The sequence below is a fragment of the Halopenitus malekzadehii genome (assembly GCF_900108505.1).
Lineage (GTDB): Archaea > Halobacteriota > Halobacteria > Halobacteriales > Haloferacaceae > Halopenitus > Halopenitus malekzadehii.
This window is the reverse complement of sequence record NZ_FNWU01000016.1, coordinates 13,460-31,073: the sequence shown is the minus strand read 5'-3', so window position 1 is coordinate 31,073 and position 17,614 is coordinate 13,460. Positions and strand designations below refer to the sequence as shown.

At 59.2% G+C, this 17,614-nt stretch carries 16 protein-coding genes and 1 pseudogene; 1 reads left to right on the top strand and 16 read right to left on the bottom strand.

The window, feature by feature from the left end:
- Nucleotides 1-407 precede the first annotated feature (407 nt).
- The 4 genes and pseudogenes from BLW38_RS13755 to BLW38_RS16355 form a co-directional block, all read right to left on the bottom strand.
- Nucleotides 408-1,628: a chloride channel protein gene (locus tag BLW38_RS13755; protein ID WP_177167515.1), complete on the bottom strand. Its 1,221-nt coding sequence runs from the start codon at nucleotides 1,626-1,628 to the stop codon at nucleotides 408-410.
- Between the two features lie 122 nt (nucleotides 1,629-1,750).
- Nucleotides 1,751-2,173: a universal stress protein gene (locus BLW38_RS13750; protein WP_092817777.1), complete on the bottom strand. Its 423-nt coding sequence runs from the start codon at nucleotides 2,171-2,173 to the stop codon at nucleotides 1,751-1,753.
- A 213-nt stretch (nucleotides 2,174-2,386) separates the two neighbouring features.
- A pseudogene (locus tag BLW38_RS13745) lies at nucleotides 2,387-2,911 on the bottom strand (formate/nitrite transporter family protein); the annotation flags it as partial.
- A gap of 284 nt (nucleotides 2,912-3,195) precedes the next feature.
- On the bottom strand, nucleotides 3,196-4,020 hold the full coding sequence (locus BLW38_RS16355) for a homing endonuclease associated repeat-containing protein (protein WP_177167514.1): 825 nt from the start codon (nucleotides 4,018-4,020) through the stop codon (nucleotides 3,196-3,198).
- Between the two features lie 244 nt (nucleotides 4,021-4,264).
- Between BLW38_RS16355 and BLW38_RS13725 the strand changes: the two genes are divergently transcribed.
- A complete protein-coding gene (locus tag BLW38_RS13725) occupies nucleotides 4,265-5,629 on the top strand; it encodes a restriction endonuclease (protein WP_004048579.1) in 1,365 nt (454 codons plus the stop codon).
- A gap of 36 nt (nucleotides 5,630-5,665) precedes the next feature.
- Here BLW38_RS13725 and BLW38_RS13720 read toward each other — a convergent pair whose 3' ends face one another.
- The 12 genes from BLW38_RS13720 to BLW38_RS13675 form a co-directional block, all read right to left on the bottom strand.
- Entirely contained in the window at nucleotides 5,666-6,616 is a 951-nt protein-coding gene (locus BLW38_RS13720) for a winged helix DNA-binding protein (RefSeq protein ID WP_049909225.1), read from the bottom strand.
- 44 nt (nucleotides 6,617-6,660) lie between these two features.
- The gene (locus BLW38_RS13715; RefSeq protein ID WP_092817774.1) at nucleotides 6,661-7,245 is read right to left on the bottom strand and encodes a hypothetical protein; all 585 of its coding nucleotides are present in this window, start codon (nucleotides 7,243-7,245) and stop codon (nucleotides 6,661-6,663) included.
- Nucleotides 7,246-7,327: 82 nt separating this feature from the next.
- Nucleotides 7,328-7,723 carry a DUF7567 family protein gene (locus BLW38_RS13710; protein WP_092817773.1) on the bottom strand — a complete coding sequence of 132 codons (396 nt, stop codon included), beginning with the start codon at nucleotides 7,721-7,723 and terminating at the stop codon, nucleotides 7,328-7,330.
- A 78-nt stretch (nucleotides 7,724-7,801) separates the two neighbouring features.
- Nucleotides 7,802-8,167, bottom strand: a complete 366-nt coding sequence (locus BLW38_RS13705; protein WP_092817772.1) for a DUF7568 family protein — start codon at nucleotides 8,165-8,167, stop codon at nucleotides 7,802-7,804.
- A 3-nt stretch (nucleotides 8,168-8,170) separates the two neighbouring features.
- Complete coding sequence (locus tag BLW38_RS13700) at nucleotides 8,171-8,662, bottom strand: hypothetical protein (RefSeq protein ID WP_092817771.1); 492 nt, start codon at nucleotides 8,660-8,662, stop codon at nucleotides 8,171-8,173.
- A 176-nt stretch (nucleotides 8,663-8,838) separates the two neighbouring features.
- Nucleotides 8,839-9,240, bottom strand: coding sequence for a hypothetical protein (locus BLW38_RS15985; RefSeq protein ID WP_143040900.1), 402 nt, complete (start codon nucleotides 9,238-9,240; stop codon nucleotides 8,839-8,841).
- Nucleotides 9,241-9,457: 217 nt separating this feature from the next.
- The gene (locus BLW38_RS15980) at nucleotides 9,458-9,919 is read right to left on the bottom strand and encodes a hypothetical protein (RefSeq protein WP_143040899.1); all 462 of its coding nucleotides are present in this window, start codon (nucleotides 9,917-9,919) and stop codon (nucleotides 9,458-9,460) included.
- A 259-nt stretch (nucleotides 9,920-10,178) separates the two neighbouring features.
- A complete protein-coding gene (locus tag BLW38_RS13695) occupies nucleotides 10,179-11,441 on the bottom strand; it encodes an RNA-guided endonuclease InsQ/TnpB family protein (protein ID WP_092817770.1) in 1,263 nt (420 codons plus the stop codon).
- Complete coding sequence (locus BLW38_RS13690; RefSeq protein ID WP_092817769.1) at nucleotides 11,438-11,635, bottom strand: hypothetical protein; 198 nt, start codon at nucleotides 11,633-11,635, stop codon at nucleotides 11,438-11,440. The genes BLW38_RS13695 and BLW38_RS13690 overlap by 4 nt, the downstream gene beginning before the upstream one ends.
- Nucleotides 11,625-11,828 (bottom strand): hypothetical protein, encoded by a 204-nt coding sequence (locus BLW38_RS13685; protein ID WP_218143074.1) that lies wholly within the window; start codon nucleotides 11,826-11,828, stop codon nucleotides 11,625-11,627. Before BLW38_RS13685 ends, BLW38_RS13690 begins: the two co-directional genes overlap by 11 nt.
- Nucleotides 11,829-12,194: 366 nt before the next feature.
- Nucleotides 12,195-15,011, bottom strand: a complete 2,817-nt coding sequence (locus BLW38_RS13680) for an aconitate hydratase (RefSeq protein ID WP_092635704.1) — start codon at nucleotides 15,009-15,011, stop codon at nucleotides 12,195-12,197.
- 174 nt (nucleotides 15,012-15,185) lie between these two features.
- Nucleotides 15,186-17,591, bottom strand: a complete 2,406-nt coding sequence (locus BLW38_RS13675; RefSeq protein ID WP_092817767.1) for a heavy metal translocating P-type ATPase — start codon at nucleotides 17,589-17,591, stop codon at nucleotides 15,186-15,188.
- Between the last annotated feature and the right edge of the window lie 23 nt (nucleotides 17,592-17,614).

Genomic DNA, 17,614 nt, shown 5'->3' with positions numbered 1-17,614 from the left:
AATCATCTCATCGAGACCATCAGTACAACCGCTTCGAGACAGAACTCAGGCCGCAGAAACAGCTAGCTGTGGATGCTTTGTGAGGTACTGAGTCTGTCAAGCGCGAGAGGGCGAAACGGCGGACCGTTCAGCGAAGTCCTGGGACTGCCAGATTAGTGAACGGGTGTTTCATCGATGTCCGCGTCGACGTCGGGCTCGTAGCGCTTCAGCCCCCACGAGACGACGGCACAGATCGCGCTCAGCACGACGAAGAGGGAGAACCCTCTTGCGTACCCGACCTGTCCGAAGATGTCGGTGTAGTAGCCCAGTGCCGGGAGGATGATGAGCGTCTCGCCGCCGAACGAGACCGTATAGCAGTTGTTGGTGAACTATTCTGAATGACGGACGGCCGTGAGTACGCACCTACTTCAGCGATCTTCGTCAAATGGAATGATGTTACTGGACTCTGACCGTGGCGCAACCTCCTCAATAAAGGGGACGGCCGGGCTCGCTGCGAAGGCAACGAGAGAGGCAAGAAAGACCGGCGTAATGCTTGCGCCATCGGTGAGCGCAATGGCAATAAGTGCCGACGAAAGGGGTGTCCCGGTGACGACGGAGTTGAACGCCGCCATTCCGGAAAGCATCGCCAAGACGGGGGGTAGACCGGGCACAACCAGGGCCGCGACCAACCCGACAACCGCCCCCATAAACATATGGGGGATGATGAGCCCCCCGATCCAATTACCATGTATCGTGGCTCCCGCTGCAATCATGATTGCCCCAAGCGTCAGCAGAAGGCCATCGACGCCGAGAGCTGCCCCGTTCTGAATGAGTTCGTTCATTTTGGCACCACCATAAAAATACGAGAGCGGAACGAGCCAGCCGAGTACACCGATAATGGCACCGGCAATGGTCGTCCGAATGTACACAGCAACGGATGCCTGCCGGAACAGCCGACCGATGACCGAGAAGCTCCGAGTGTACACTAACCCGAACGGAATACAGACGAGACCAACGAGGAGGGCCCACCCCAAATCGACGGGCATCAATGGTGTTATCGACGCCGTCTGCCACGTCGGAAAGAGATGCATTCCTCCCAGCGTGACCTCGGTGAGATAGCCGGCAAACGACGCAATGAGCGTCGGGATGATAGCTTCGTAATATTCCAGGCCGCGCTCATGTGGGAGTTCCAGCCAGAGGAGCGCCCCACCGATGGGAGCACCGAGAATCGTTCCGAACCCGGCCCCCATCCCTGCGAGGGTGAGTAGTTTCGTGGAGTTCTCCAAGCTGAACAGTTCAGCGGTGTACGTTCCGAACGAGCCGCCGACAATTGACATCACCCCCTCGGGACCGGCGTTCTGCCCTGCGACGAGGCCGATGAGGCCCACAGGAATGATAGGGATATTCTCTTCGAGTTCCACGCGACCTTCGGTATGAAACTGCTGTACGAGCGCCGAGAGGGCGCCCGGATAGAACGTGCTGTAGAGAATTGCCCCGATTAGTATCCCAGCAGCAATACTGACGGGAACGCGCCAGTACGTCGCGCTTAAACTAGCCCAGAGGAACTCCTTGACAGCGAGCCAAACGATGCGGAATCCCGTGGCGACGACGCCAACACCGATTCCCAGAATCGCAGCGACAACGAGCATGTGGTGAAATTTCCGCTCGCTAAACTGTGCTGGACCCATCGCATTGGCCTACGAAGACGAGAGGGGCTTGATTTACGTTTTATGTCTTGAAGGTCCCGAACAGAGTGCCCACCCGTGTTGTTTCATCGCTGTACTGCCAGGACGGGTATGTCACCATCGCGGATGACCTTTTCCGTGACACTCCCTCTGAGAAACCGACCGACACCGGAACGAGCGTTTGTGCTCATAACGATGAGGTCAATGTCGTGTTCGTTCCCGTATTTGAGGATCGCCCTGTCCGGGTCGCCCACTTCTACAGCCCCGAGGGCGTCGATATCCCGCGATTGTGCCTCCTCAACGAGACGCTTCGTTGAATCGGTTCCCTCTTCACGAAGTGTTTCCAGTTTCTCATCGCCCCGACCGACGATAGACGCACTTTCACTTTGCTCGACGACTGCAAGAACGTGAACAGTCGCGTTGTATCGCTCTCCGAGACTGTATGCATGCTTCGCCGCCTCCATAGCCGCCTCACTCCCATCAGTCGGGACGAGTATCGTCTCGTACATATCCTAAAGTGGCACCGGCGACAACTAATAGACTGTCCTGAGTTGGCACTCTGTCGGCGGAAGGCGGTTAGTGTGTCACGTCGTAAACTGATGGAAATTATATAACTCTACGCTACCCCGTCTACTCAGAGAACCTACGAAGGTATCATTTGACCGGTCATAGACAAACCCAATAAGCCGTGTCAGCGACAGGAAACTCCCTCACTGTCTACACTAAGTCACGCCCTCACGCGTGACGTGACCATATTTGATGAGAGTGACGAATACCGACCCACCGATGGCATTTCCAACCGTCACCACGATGAGGAATACTAGGTAATCCAGCGGGGTGATCGCAGATGATATGAGAACGCCGAAGAGAACCTCGACGTTGGTTGCGATCGAGTGTGGAAGGTGGAGCAACGTAATCGTCGCAATGATGAGCCAAACGAAGACCACGCGACCGACTGTCGTGTCCGCGACGCTGATCAACCACGCTATCAGCCCCATCAACCAGCCCGCAAAAATCCCCGTGATAAACAGCCAGAGGGGACCGTGTGAGACGATGAGGGCGATCGATTCAAACGCCTCTGGCGAGATGATACCGAGTTCTGGGGTCAGGGTCACGGCCAAGAGCGTGAATACGAGCCCGCCGACGATGTTTCCGACATAGACGATTCTCCAGAGACGGGCTAACTGTCCTACAGAGGCCTGCTCGTCAAGTACTGGTACCACCGCCCGTGTGGTGTGTTCGGTGTAGAATAGGATTTCCATAGAGCCGCCGCTAAGCCTGTCGACACTCGTGAGCTTGGATTCGCTCTGGAAGCCCGACTTTTCCACAGAGCGGACACTCGACGAGTGGTGTCGGCGGGAGATTCTGCCACGCAGCAAGGGCTCCTCGGCGATGGGCTTTCGTCTCTGCAGACTCGGCGCTTTCGAGGGCGCTGGTAAGGTGCCTCCGGAGTCGTTCTCTGTTCGTGAGATCGCCTGGATTGGACGTCGGGATAGGCTCGTCTGTCTGTCGCATTTGAATCACGAGGGGGTTACCCCTCATCTCCTCGTAGGGGGAGAGCAACACCGGCCAGTTCACCTCGTTCTGGTGGCCGTGTGGCGTCGACAATTGTATCCAATCGCTGCGGGGCGACGGCTTCCCAAATGAGATGATGCTTCGAACAGACTGTCACGAGATTCGAGACTCGATTCGCCTGTTCGTGGTCAAACTGCCCGTCGGGGCCGACGAAGACCTTCCGTGGGAGCAGATGGTGGACAGAGATGTCCTTCCCCACCTGCTCTTGATGATCCGCTTGGGTAATCCCACACCACGGCGTTTGGCACTGGAAGTCATCTCGTTCCAGTGCTTGCCGCCGTTTCTCCGGCCAATTTGGCCCGTACGGAATCTCTGAACGTTCTTGATAGGACCGTGGTTGTGAGAAGCCAGCTTCGTTGAGTGCCTCTTCCCACCCCCCAAATCGGTGGTCATACGTCCATCTGTGATACTCCCCAACCCGATCCATCTCCCCGCTCGATGGCGGGCGACCGAACTGCTCCGCAAGGCGTTCTATCTCATCCAACAGGTCCTGATCGGTGAGTCGGAATTTCCGATTCGGAGCGTGGCCAGCCTCACGAAGCGCCTCGTTCCAACTCCCAAATTTGTTCTGACAGACACGCTGAGAATACTCTCCGTGCTCGCTCATCTCCTTTGCTGTCGGCGGTTTTCCTAATTTGTCTGCGACACGCTGAATGTCGTCGAGAATTTTATCCGCGTCCGTTACGATCTGGTCGCGACGATGGACAGCGGTTACGTGGCCACCCAACTCGTTGGAGGTCGCAAACGACTCGCCACAGTAGTCACAGATATGGTCGGTCAAGACTCCGTCACCTCCCTCCGCGGTTCCCCCGTAATGTGTTATAAACTCTCGACCTCGTACTCAGATCTTGCTTCAGGTAGGGTCCGCGGCGGAGCAATTCGTCTCGCAAAGGGTGCTCTGAATCGGTCATAGCTCGCGGGCGGTTCGGTGACCCCCGCACCCCTCTCAGGGGTTCAACAAACAGGACGGCGTAGCGTTCGGCAACGTATTTGGCAGTTGCAACGTACTATCCACATGATTGAGGATGGCTGTACTGGACGATCTCTCGGGGTTCGAGTTCGAGGACGTGATGGAGGACGTGTTCCGGAACCTCGGCTACGAGAACGTCCGCCAGGCCGACCGCACGGCTGACGAGGGGCGCGACGTCATCATGGAAGAGGTCGTCGACGGTACCCGCCGTGCGATCATCGTCGAGTGCAAGCACACCGGGACGGTCGGCCGGCCGGTCGTCCAGAAGCTGCACTCGGCCATCGCGACGTTCGACTTCGACGGCCCGAAACGCGGGATGGTCGCCACCACAGGTCGATTTACGAACCCTGCCGAGGAGTACGCTGACCGGCTCCAGCGGAACGACGATCCCTATCCCATCGAGCTGATCGACGGCGAGGACCTTCGTGAGATCGCCGACGAAATCGGTCTCGATCTCTACAACGGGCGCATCGAGATCCTCTGTGACGAGACGCTCCGACCGTACGATCCGGCGGCGGATGTCGACGCACCTGTCCAGGAGGCGTTCCGCGACATCGAGAACATCGAGGCCGCGGATCTGCCGGTGCCGCACTCGCAAGTGACGTTCCGACCAGTGGTTGCGATCACCGCCGACACGAACGCTGTCTTCGAGACCTCCGTCGGTGTCATCCACCGGATCAACGACCGCACACAGTTCGTTGTCCACGCTGAGCGCGGCCATCCGAAGGTGGCCGACGACGAAGTCGCGACGCTGGTCACCGAGAACTTCCACGCGACGGTTCCCCTCGATACCGGACAGTTTACCGAGGTATTCGACGACGTCGACGAACGACGGTTCGGCCAGACCCAAACGGAGTACAAGGAGTGGGCTGTTGACCGCCTCCAGGATTACCACACGACGACGGTGACCTACACCGGCGACAATAACGTCACGTACAACAAGACGTGTGAGCCGAATCTCTCGGACATCTCAGTGCAATCGATTGAGCCGGTGTATCTACCTGAGGTTCGGCAGACGACAGAGATACTGGAGTACTCGTATCCGTACGAATACTATGCTGCTGGCCCCTCACGGGTCACTCTGGAGGACGGGATTCATCGCTGCGTCCACTGCGAAACGAGCGGCGTCGACGAGACGTACACCTACTGTCCGAACTGCGGGGCGATCGCCTGCGACACCCACATCAAGACCGAACGGCTCGAAGGGGAGCCGGTCTGTACCGGCTGTGCGGTGACCGAACGGTTCGCGCTGAAGACGAAGTACTTCTACGACGAACAGAATCTCGACGCGTTCCGCAAGGAGTACGCCGAGATGCCGATCCACGAGAAGGCGATGGAGAACAGGCTACTGGCTGGCGGGAGCGTGGTTGCGACGCTGCTGCTCGTCGTCGGACTACTCGTGATCGGCGGCATCATCTAACCCGTCGCAATTTTCCGCCAGACTGCAGGGTGGGTGTTACGAGACGCCGTATTGCTCTTTGAGCGCGATATATTCGTCCTTCTTCGGGAGGATGACTGGCAGATCATCTGTCCTGTCGAAGTCGCCCTGAAATGGCCGATACAACGCTTTCACAGTGGGTTCCAGGTCGTACCACCGCGCGGTCTCGACGAGTGTCTCCTGATCGATATCTTTCGTCTCGATCAGCAGCATCGAATAGCTGACTCGTCGGGATCCGCTATCGAGAAGGAGCGTATGGCATACGACTTCAGCAGGCGTTAGCTCCTCGTCTGGAGCATACCAGAACGGAGGCTCGCCGGCGAGGAAAAACTGTAGACCATACGCTGCAAACCGACCCAGTCCGGTCATCTCCCAGTCCGGAGCTGCTTGGAGTGCGTCCGTATCCTCAGCGGTCTGTACGCGGACGAGGGATCGGTTCGGATCGCACCACGCGATCGTGGCGCTGGGGGCGATCTCCCGGACTCGGGCTCGATGTTCGTGCTCTACAGTAGCCCGGGCGAACGCCAACAGCGGCGAGACTTCGTCATGAAGGGCGTACTTCGAATCGGATCTGGAGAGTAGTGCTCGGTGCTTGAGCGGCGATAACGCGCTGTGGACACCTTGTCGAGTGATTCCGAGCCGGTCTGCGATATCAGCAATGTAACGTGGTCTATCGAGATACCAACACACGCGGAGTGTGGCTGGGGAGAGCAGTTCCGTCCAGTCTACGTGGCTGAACTCCGACTGCAGCGTTCGATACGCTTCGGTAACTGGATGTTCCGCGATGCGGACACGACGCTGATTGCTGGACCCACGGGTTTCTGTGAGCAATCCCGCTGCGAGCAATTCGTCGAGTACGTCGTACAGATGTTCCTGTGAATATCCGGTTTCGGCCGCCAGTTCCGCCGGTGTTGCTTTACGGCCGGTGCTCAGCGCGTCAAGCACGGCGAGTCCGGCCTTCAAAATCATCTGTGTCTTTCTAAACCCTAACTATATAAATACGATTTGGGATTTTACTTGACGACTGCTTCGTCCCGGACCAGTTCTGCGAGCGCGTCCTCGAGCGATCCGTGGAACTGCCAGCTCGCTCGCTCGAAGGCCTCGTCGGTCGGGCCGTCCCAGCGGGGGAACGCGGAGTGACCGCTCACTTTGACTGTCCACTCGGTCGGCTCGTCGAACGGGTTCTCCGTCGGGAGTTCCACGACGTAGAGGTACTCCTCGTCGCCGTGGATGCCGTCAGCCGGATTCTCGACGCCGTGGCCCAGCAGGAACAGCGGCTGGTCCAGGTGCTCCATATTGGACGGCTCGAGGAGGTCAGCAGGCTGGGCTGCGTCGATCGTTTGCTCTGGGTCGCCATCCAGATAGAGGTCGACCGTCGAGAGCTTGTCGAGGAACACGAAGGTCGCCGCCGTGTAGCCCGGTCCCCGCTCTGCGCGGGTCGCATCGAGAAGCTCTTTCAGTTGTTCGAGATCCCGGAGGACGCTCGCCGGGTAGCCATCCGAATGCCGGTACACCTGCGTGACGCGGTCGGCGCTGCCATCTGTCTCACCGGTCTGTTCGACTCGTTGGACGAATCGGAGTTGACTTCGTGTCGACATCGGTACTCGCCGGCGCGTGTGCGCCGGCACCCATCGCCGGCGCAGAAACAACACCACACAGTCGCAGCGGGATTGTAATCCGCTACGCGAGATGTGACACCTCGTCTGGTTCCTCCATGTCGTCGAATTCACCACGCTCGACTGGCTCCCAGTCCTCATCTGGCTTCGGACTCCACCAGTCGACCTCATAGTCGTCTGGGGCACCGAGGACCTTCACCCGCGCCGAGCCGTCAGGCAGGTCACGATGCAGTTTTTTGTCGACGTGAAGGTTCCACGTCGAATCCGTGTTGAAGCAGGCAAGGACGGCCTCCTCGTAGCCTCGATTTTCTCGGGACTCTTGGAGGACGACCTGCGTGTTACAGTTCTTGCAGAACATCCCCTCGAAGGGGATGTGACTGAATCCCTCGTGCCCGCAGACGGGACACCAGAGGAATTCGAACAGTGCTTCGCTGTGACGGTTGATGACTTCCAGACTCATCTGTGAATCTGGCCCGATTGAGACGGGCCACCCCTCTCGGCCCAAAAATAAACGCCCTCGCAGATGCACCCTTATCAATCAGCGCTCGGCGCCGTACACGATTCTCGAGGATGCTTCGTACCCACAGCTCCGACACTCGAACCAGCGCTGAACCTTCGCGCCGTCAGCCGTTTTTCCACCGGTTGCCACGTCGCTGTTCGGACACTCGGGACAGCTCAGCTCGGGCGCTGGCCGGTCACGGAGCTCGTCACGGAACGATTTCGCATCCTTCGTCTCGTACCCCCGCGACCACACCGGGTAGCCGTCGACGAGGATTACGCCACGCCACTTGTAGCGGTACGAGCCCGGTGCTCGGTGTAAGACAGCCCGAGCGCCGGTCTCCGTATTCCGGTATGCGAGTGTGGGCGTGCGGCTCTCGCGCTTCCAATTTGTGATCCTGGGCATTATTCAGAAGTGGACGTCAGCGGGCACGATCCAGAGCTCCTCGCTCTCCTCCAGCACTCGATCCAGGTGGTCACGGTGACGGATACCGTTCCCATATTCGTTGTACAGGAATATCGTTGGCCCGTCGTAGGCACCGACCTGGTGGAACGCGTGCCGAGCGAGATCTTCGTCGCGCATGATCTCCTCATCGGAGAGTTCGTCAAGTGCTTCCCTCACCCGTTCGAGATTCCGATCGAACTCCTCTTTCGTCGCCTCCCAGCCACGCTCAAGCAGGTCTTGGCCGTCATCGGAATCGACGGGGGCTGCCGTCGGCAACTCCCCCCATCGTGCCTTCCCCGCAACGGACGTGTCCTCCTCGTCGAAGGTCACAAAATAGTCGAATACTGCGCAGGAATGCGGCTCAGCGCCAACCAATCGATTGAACACCGTTTTCCCTGTAGCCAGTGCTTCGTTTTCTGACGATGCCTCTACGAGCACGTAGATGACCATATGCATCTGAATCACTCCAACGCCCGTCGGTACAGTCACCGACGCGCGCCATTCTCTTGCTGGCGCGAATAGACAGCTACCGGAGAAGACGATGATTCAGGGGGCGTACGAAAACAGGTCTTACTCAGTAGGATAGATTCGTTCAGTACAGGATGAAAATTAACCGTTTTTTGACAGTGTAGTTAGTCGCATGCGGGATAAGTGTCTACAGTAGGCTCCCCATCTTCGATGAAGATCGCCAACCCACCACCGTTTGGGATCTCGATTTGTTTCGGCTCATAATCAGTTCCAGACAAGCCGATTGTCACGGAATATGTGGTTTCAGCTGCTAACTCTACATCAATTTGTGTTTGTTCGTCATTTTCGTTAGATTGACCTACACTGTACCCATTGGACAACACAGTTTCCCCGTCTTCTTCGATGAGAATGTCAATGTCATACTGCTGATCGTCCTCATTAAATATGGTCGGAGGGGCAGTTCCATTACAGTGGGGCTCCTGAGGGTTTTCTGTATCAGTTATACATCCTGAAATTCCTGCTGTGAGTATGGCTATCGTGGATATGAACAACTGACGACGATTCATTCCATAGATTTTGACTTTCTGTCCTTATAGAAATTGGGTGGTTTAAATCGCTATACGTTGTATCTCGCACGGCTTCCAGAACACCTCTTGAACTGATCGACACCTCGGCGGTCAACAAGCAAGCGAGATCTCGCGGTTGATTCAGCCGCACAGCCCTTGAACTATCGACCGTAGAGGTTTAGTACAGATTTGGTGGCTAGTGCTTCACGGTCAGGTTTCAGTTATCAGTCACCGTGATCGCATATTCGTACTCGTGTGAGTTCCGATCGCCGATCGTTTCCATGACATTGAAACCGTATTTGTAGGTGCCAGCTTCGGCATCCGGACCAACGTGAACCGTCACGTTAAGCGTCACACGGGTGCAATCATCCCAAACATAAAATGGTGGACAGGAATCGGCTTGAGAATCTATCGATGGTGTGAAATCGATGTCTCCAAATCTCACGGGCGCATCAGTGGTGCCACATTTGTATAACCTTGAATCGAATGAGAATGCTGTGATGCCGTCTACCTGTATCTCGAAAGCTTCCGAGTCGCCCGGTGTGAGTTCCAATTCCTCCACTTGGACGTTCGGTGGCCAGTTGTCCCCACCCGTACAAGACGGACTGCTGTCGAGGCATCCGCCCAAAGCAACGGATGCCGTGGGTAGGGTTCCGGCGAGGAATTGGCGTCTTTTCATTGGTTCAGAATGACTTGACTGAGAATAAGTGTTTTCGGGTGAACTAAAATTCCAAAACGAACAGGTTCTCTGTAAGCAAGAATACTGTGTGGTCAGTTCAGCAAATAGTACCAGAATACAACAACGCGTATCCACTTAGTTAAATAGAGCCGATCTTCCTGAATTGGGTCACTTCTCTCCTCCTCGTCAAACGTAACGTATTGACGTCCACCTCGAAACGAGGATCCCCACGCTGGAAGCAGAGTTCCACGGGAGTGACTTACGGGTTTGTGCGCTGTTCGTTGGGATTTATCCCGAGCAAAGGGGCGTCTGTGGTCGAACGCCACTCGTGATTGTCCCACTGGAATCGCACGGGCCGCGCCATCGGCCTGACTTGCTGCTCGGTGTTCCGCCGGAGGAACGTCTCTGCGGCTGTGAGATCGGCGTGTCCCTCGAACCCGCAGGGACAGGTCAGCGTCTCTCGATGCCGAACTGTCTCGTCCTGCTCTCCGCACTCAGGACACGTCTGGCTCGTCCATGCCTCACTCTTCTCCACTACCTCGATCCCATACTCCTCACAGACGGACCGCAGCTGATCGACGAACTGCTTGAACGCCCAAAAGTTCTCCAGCTTCTCGTTGATTTCAGGGGATGGTTGGATTTCGATGACGCCGGTGAGGTCGCCGATGTACACCGTTGCGATTCCCTCGTCGTGCAATCGTTCAACGAGGTCACGGATGAGGGCCTTCTGGGCATGGGTCCGCCGGCGGGAGCGTTTGCGGTAGAGCCGGCGGATTCGTTGGCTCGTGTCCCGCTCTGGCGGCAGCTTGGACGACAGGCGCGCGATCTCTTCGGTCGTCGATCGGAACTGCTCGAACAGATCCTCACCGTCGTAGAGGTACTGTTCGCCTGTCGTGGTCGTACAGGCAACGAGATTGTTGGCACCTAAATCGAGGGCGGCTTCTTCCGAAGCCAGTGGTGAATCCAGTTCCGAGTCGTCGACTGTGACTGGTTGATATGCTCGATAGGTGCCTTCAACCTCGTCGTATTGAATTTCCAGTCGCCCCTGTTCGCCGGACCACTTCGGATCGCCACGCACCTCCAGCCGGAGCCGTTCGTAGTACCCCAGTCCATACTTCTCTTTGAGTTCCTGGCCGACCGGAATTTCGACCCGGGAGTAGTCGCCCCACTCGATCTCGTACGAATCGTTCCGAACGAACAGCCGGAGATCTCGCCCGTCCTCTTGATTCCCCCAGTAGCCCGGTGGGGACGCGTCTTCACCGCTTTCCAACAGCGCGAAAAACGACTTCCAGGCGGCGTTGTTCTTCCGTGTCACCGTCTGGACGCCGGCAGCGCCGAGTTGGCCTTTGTACTCTCCGCGAAACCCATCGGTTTCCCAGATGTTCTCGTCATCGAAGAACCGCTGGCGACGGGCATAGGTCAGCTCGTTCCAGAAGCTCGCCGTCGCGTCCATGACGTCTTGTAGGAGGGCCTCATCCGACTCGGAGAGGGGACGTACCTCGAAAGTATTGGTCCGTTTCATCGCTTGCTTATTTCCTGCTGGTCGGGTTGCTCCCACCGGCGAGGGATGTAGCCGAACTGTTCGATCTCGGCGGCCTGTTCTCGGAGAAGCCCGACGAGGACTTGCTCTGGAACGCCTGCCTGTGCTTGCGCGACCAGCAGACTCTGGAGCTCCTCACGGGCATCCTCGGCGGCTTCGAGATCGTTATCGCCCATCGGTGCGCTCCCGGGTATCCCCGGTTTCGTATTTGAATGTACGCGGCGCAATCCCGTACCCGGAGTTACTCCGACTTCGCTCGAAGACGGCGCCGGCATGTGGGTCCGCGCCGACCAGGCGATCGAACACCGTCTTTCCGGTGACCAGCGCGTCGTCGTGCGTCGATGCCTCTACCAGTGCGTAAATCACCATATGCATCTCGAACACCTCGAAACGCCGACGCATCGGGAGTGATTGCTCGCTCGCTCCTGCTGCGCCGGCACCCATCGCCGGTGCAATAACAAACACGGCTCTCATGAGAACTCATAACTGATGATTGGCATCTGAGGCTGTGTGAATGGCTGAACGTAGTATGAGTGGCTTGAGCTATATTGGGTGTGTGATTGATTAGAACAGAAGGGAACTTTTACGGCTGAATGTGTTTGGAATGAAATGAGGATCGCAACCAAATCGGACTTCTCCTCAACACAGTACTGCTGTTTTCGATTCTAAGTAGTTCCAAATACAAAACCAGATACCTGAAAGCAGTCGATCCTACGCGATTTCACCCGGAACGCGTCACGAGTCGGTCAGAAGTTGCCGAAGCACGTAGTGCAGGATACCGCCGTGTTCAACATATCGCACACCGGCGGGCGTCCCGACCTGGGCCGTCACCGGGAACTCGACCGACGACCCGTCCGACCGCTCCGCAGTCACCGTCAACTCGGCCATCGGCTCCAGCCCGTCGTCCAACCCGTAGATAGCGAAGACTTCTGACCCGTCTAGTCCGAGCGCTTCACACGAGTCGCCGTCCTGGAACTGCAACGGCAGCACGCCCATCCCGACGAGATTGTCCCGGTAGATGCGCTCGTAGCTCTCGGCGATGGTTGCGCGAACGCCGAGGAGGTCGGTTCCCTTCGCCGCCCAGTCACGACTCGAGCCGGTTCCGAACTCCTCGCCCGCCATCACGACGAGGGGCGTCCCCTCCTCGTGGTAGCGCTGGCTGGCCTCGAACACGGTCGTCTGCTCGTCCGTCGGCTGGTGAATCGTGTAGCCGCCTTCGACGTCGTCGAGCATCTGGTTCTCGATGCGGACGTTGGCGAACGTCCCCCGCATCATCACCTCGTGGTTGCCCCGGCGGGCACCGTACGTGTTGAACTCGTGAGGCTCGACACCGTGGTCCATCAGCCACTGCCCGGCGGGGAGGTCCGAGCCGAACGGTCCTGCGGGGCTGATGTGGTCGGTCGTCACCGTATCACCCAGTGTCAACAGACACCGTGCATCCTCGACGTTGGAGACGCTAGGTTTCTCCAGTGGGAAGTCCTTGAAAAACGGCGGTTCCCGGATGTACGTCGAGTCCTCGTCCCACTCGTAGACCTCGCCAGTCGGCGCATCCAACGCCTCCCATCGTTCGTCGCCCTCGAACACGGAGGCGTACTTCTCCTCGAACATCGACGGGTCGACGAAGTCGTGGACGGCTTCGTGGATCTCGTCGCTGTCCGGCCAGAGGTCCGACAGATAGACCGGGTTGCCGTCCTCGTCGTACCCCAGCGGGTCGTGCTCCAGATCGATGTCCATCCGACCGGCCAGCCCGTATGCCACCACCAGCGGTGGGCTGGCGAGGTAGTTCGCCCGCACTTTTGGATGGATGCGTGCCTCGAAGTTCCGATTCCCGGAGAGTACGCTCGTCGTCCAGAGGTCGTGTTCGTCGATCGCGGTCTCAATCGGTTCGGGGAGTGGCCCTGCGTTTCCGATGCAGGTCGTACAGCCGTAGCCCACGACGTTGTAACCCAGGTCTTCGAGGTACGGCAAGAGTCCCGATGCTTCGAGGTACTGGGTGACGACGCGGCTGCCGGGTGCGAGGCTGGTCTTGACGTAGTCCGGGACGTCGAGGCCGCGCTCGACGGCGTTCTTCGCCAGGAGCCCGGCTGCCAGCATCACGGACGGATTTGACGTGTTCGTACAGCTGGTGATGGCGCTAACGACGACGCTCCCGTGCCCGATCTCGATTTCGTTGCCGTCGAGGTTCACTGTAGCGCGCTTCGTGAGGGGTCCCAGATTCTGTTTTTCAGTGTCGCCCGCTTGTTGAACGCCGCCGTCAGTTCGTTCGGCGTCGGTTGGTTCTCCGGTCAACTCGGCCTGGGTGTTGCCGCCCTCTCCGAGCCACCGGGCCAGCGCCTCCTCATCGATTTCATCGAGGGCTTCTTCGAACTCGCCGTGGAGTAACTCCCGGAAGTGGCCCCGCATGTCACCCATCTCGACGCGGGACTGGGGCTTCTTGGGGCCGGCGAGGCTTGGAGTGACTGTCGAGAGGTCCAGTTCGACTGTCTCGGTGTATTCGGGATTCTGCTCGCCGAACAACCCCTGGGCGTCCAGGTAGTTCCGGACGAGTTCGATGTGTTTCTCGTCGCGGCCCGTCAGTTCGAGGTAGTCGAGGGTGGCCTCGTCGACGGGGAACATGCTGATGGTCGAGCCCTGCTCGGGGGCCATATTGGCGATGGTCGCCCGGTCAGGGACGGTCAGCGTCTCCACGGCGGGGCCGTAGAACTCGACGAATCGGTCGACGACGCCGACGTCCCGGAGCAGTTCGGTGACGTGCAGTACGAGGTCGGTCGCTGTCGCACCCTCGGGGAGTTCACCCGTAAGTTTGACGCCGACGACTTCGGGGAGGTTCATCGTGATGGGCTGGCCGAGCATCGCGGCTTCGGCCTCGATGCCACCGACGCCCCAGCCGACGACGCCGATGCCGCCGATCATCGGCGTGTGACTGTCCGTGCCGACGAGCGTGTCCGGAAGCAGCCAGTTCTCGCCGTTCTGCTCGCGTTCGTGGACGACCTGCCCGAGATACTCTAGGTTCACCTGGTGAACAATTCCCGTTCCAGGTGGGACGACGCTGAAGTCGTCGAAGGCGTTTTGCGCCCACTTCAGTGCCCGGTACCGTTCGCTGTTGCGCTCGTACTCCAGTTCGACGTTCTTCTCGTAGGCGTCCTCGCTACCGAAGTAGTCCACTTGGACGCTGTGGTCGATCACGAGGTCGATGGGCACCTCGGGTTCGACGAGAGTTGGGTCGCGGTCCTTGCGGTCGACGGCCGACCGGAGCGCCGCGAGGTCTACGACGGCAGGGACGCCTGTGAGGTCCTGGAGGATGACCCGGGACGGCTGGAACGGAATGTCGGCGTCGGAAACGTCCGGTTGCCAGCCAGCGAGGTCACGGATGTCGTCCTCGGTAATGTCCTCCCCATCGGCGTTTCGGAGGACGGATTCGAGCATGACACGGATGCTAACCGGGAGTTTATCAAGTTCACAGAGGCCTTCCTCTTCGAGGACGGTGAGGTCGGCCATCTTGTAGGTCGTTCCATCGGCTTCGAACTCGCGGATCGCATTGAAGGGGTTCATTATTGTGGAATACTTCAAACGGAGTAACGGTTATTCTTGTCCCCGTTCTCGGGAGACGGGATTCGAGCAGTTGGACCTGCCCGAAGGGGTTCAGAGAGCTCGTTGCTCTCGCGTTCGACGAGTGGTACAGTTCTGCATAAGGTGGCACTGCCTTCCTCGCTAGTGTTCATGGGTTCAGGCACCCGTTTCTTGGCCAGTCTTACTGTCCATGCGTTCAGGCGCGATTCGTGACAACCGCATCGCGTTCCCGGTGACGCCGAGGCTCATCCCCATGTCGCCGACGATGACCGCGACCGCGACGCTCACCAGTCCCAGCGGGACGCCGAGTGCAAGCAGGGCCTTCACGCCGAGGCTCGACCAGATGTTCTGACGGATCACGCCGTTCGCCGTGTGCGACAGCCCGTAGAGATACGGCAGCTTGCCGATGTCGTCGCCCATCAGCGCGATGTCGGCGGTCTCGATTGCGGTGTCCGTTCCGGCCGCGCCCATCGCGATGCCGACCTCAGCGGTCGCCAGCGCAGGCGCGTCGTTGATGCCGTCGCCGACCATCGCCACGTCGCCGTACTCCGCCTGTAACGCCTCCACGGCATCGACCTTCTCGTCGGGCAATAGTTCTGCGCGATACTCGTCGACGCCGACCTGTTCGGCGATCGCACGGGCCGTCCCCTCGTTGTCGCCGGTCAGCATCACGACATGCGCGACGCCGAGTTCGTGCAGCCGTGCGACCGCCCGTTCGGCGGCCGGCCGCACCTCGTCGGCAATGGCGATAATGCCGATCAATTCGGTATCCGTGCCGACGAGGACTACCGTCTTCCCCTCATTCTCGAACCGCGAGATCGCGCCGTCCTCGAGGTCGGTGCAGTCCTCGCGTTCGCACTGCTCGTGGGCCACTTCGGCGACTGCGCCGCCGTCGGCACGGAGGTGGGCGTGCGACAGGTCGAAACCCAACTCCTCGAAGAGGGCGGGCTTGCCTGCATAGTACGTCTCACCGTCGATGTCTGCGCTGATCCCCTTCCCGGTGATGCTCTCGAATTTCTCGATACTCGGCACGTCATCGCCGGCATCCTTCTCGGCGCGTTCGAGTATCGCCTCGGCGATTGGGTGTTCGCTTCGCTGCTCGAGTGCAGCCGCGTGCCGGAGTACCGTCTCGTCGTTCGTACCGCCAAGCGCTACGATGTCCGTGACCGCGAGTTCGCCCTTGGTGAGGGTACCAGTCTTGTCGAGGGCGATGGCGTCGACATCGCCCATCGCTTCGAGGTGGTTTCCGCCTTTGATGAGGACACCGTTCTTCGCGGCACTGGTGATCCCCGACACCACGGAGACTGGCGTCGAGATGACAAACGCACACGGGCAGGCGATCACCAGCAGAGTAAGCCCCCGAATGAACCACGCCTGCCAGTCGCCCGCGAAGGTGAACCCGTAACCGGCTAGGTCCACCGACACCGGGTCAGCGATAACCAGCGGCGGGATAGCGGCGGTCAGGATTGCCAGCACGACGACGAGGGGTGTGTAGTAGCCGGCGAACTGGTCGACGAACTGCTCGGACTCGGTCTTCTTCGCCTGTGCGCCCTGCACCATCTCGATGATCTGCGAGAGCGTCGAATCCGAGGCGGCCGAAGTGGCCTCGAACTCGAGGTATCCTTCCTCGTTGATGCTGCCCGCGTACACTTCGTCGCCGGCAGCCTTGTCGACGGGGACGCTCTCGCCCGTGATCGGCGACTGGTCGACTGCACTCTCGCCTTCGATGACCGTCCCGTCGAGCGGAATCTTGTCACCGGGGCGAACAACCACGGTCTCGCCCACCTCCACTTCGTCGGCGGGCACCGTGACTTCCTCACCATCGCGAAGGACGGTCGCCTCCTCTGGCGAAAGTTCCATCAACTCACGCAGGGAGTCTCGCGCCCTGTCCATCGCGTAGTCTTCGAGCAGTTCGGCGATACTGAACAAGACAGCCAGCGTCGCGGCCTCGACGAAATAGCCGATGCCGGTCGCTGCGATGATGGCCGTCCCCATTAGCAGGTCGATGTCCAGACTCCGGTTCTTCGCGGAGTAGTACCCGCTACGGACGACCGGGATGCCACTGGCCGCGACGGCGCCGAGGAACAGGACATCTGCGATGTGGAGCGGGTACTCGAGGACACTTGCGATGGCGATATTCTGTCCTGCGAGGAGGAACTCGAAGAGGAGCCCGGCGGTGAGGAACGCCGCGCCGAGCCACGTCTTATTCGCGCGAGGACTCGTCCAGACCTCCGATGGTGGTGCGATGTCGACGCCATCGGCCGCCTGGTTGTCCTCATCATCGCCCTCGGCGTCCGAGCCCCCGACGACCTCGTAGCCGGCGCCTTCAATCGCCTTGATTACGTCGGCTTCGCTAGTCCGATCAGGGTCGTACGTGACGTTGGCCGTGCCGGTGGTCGGCTGGAGCGTGGCGTCAGTAATGCCGTCGACACGCTGGAGGCTCTTGTCCACCTTTTGGGCGCAAGAGGGACAGTCCATCTCGGGAACGGCGAGGCGGGCGGTCAGCTCACGTCGCTGCCCGCCGCCGCTCGTTCCTCCTGCTGCGTCCGGATTCTCTGTCATCACGTCACGGTAGGAGCGGGAGT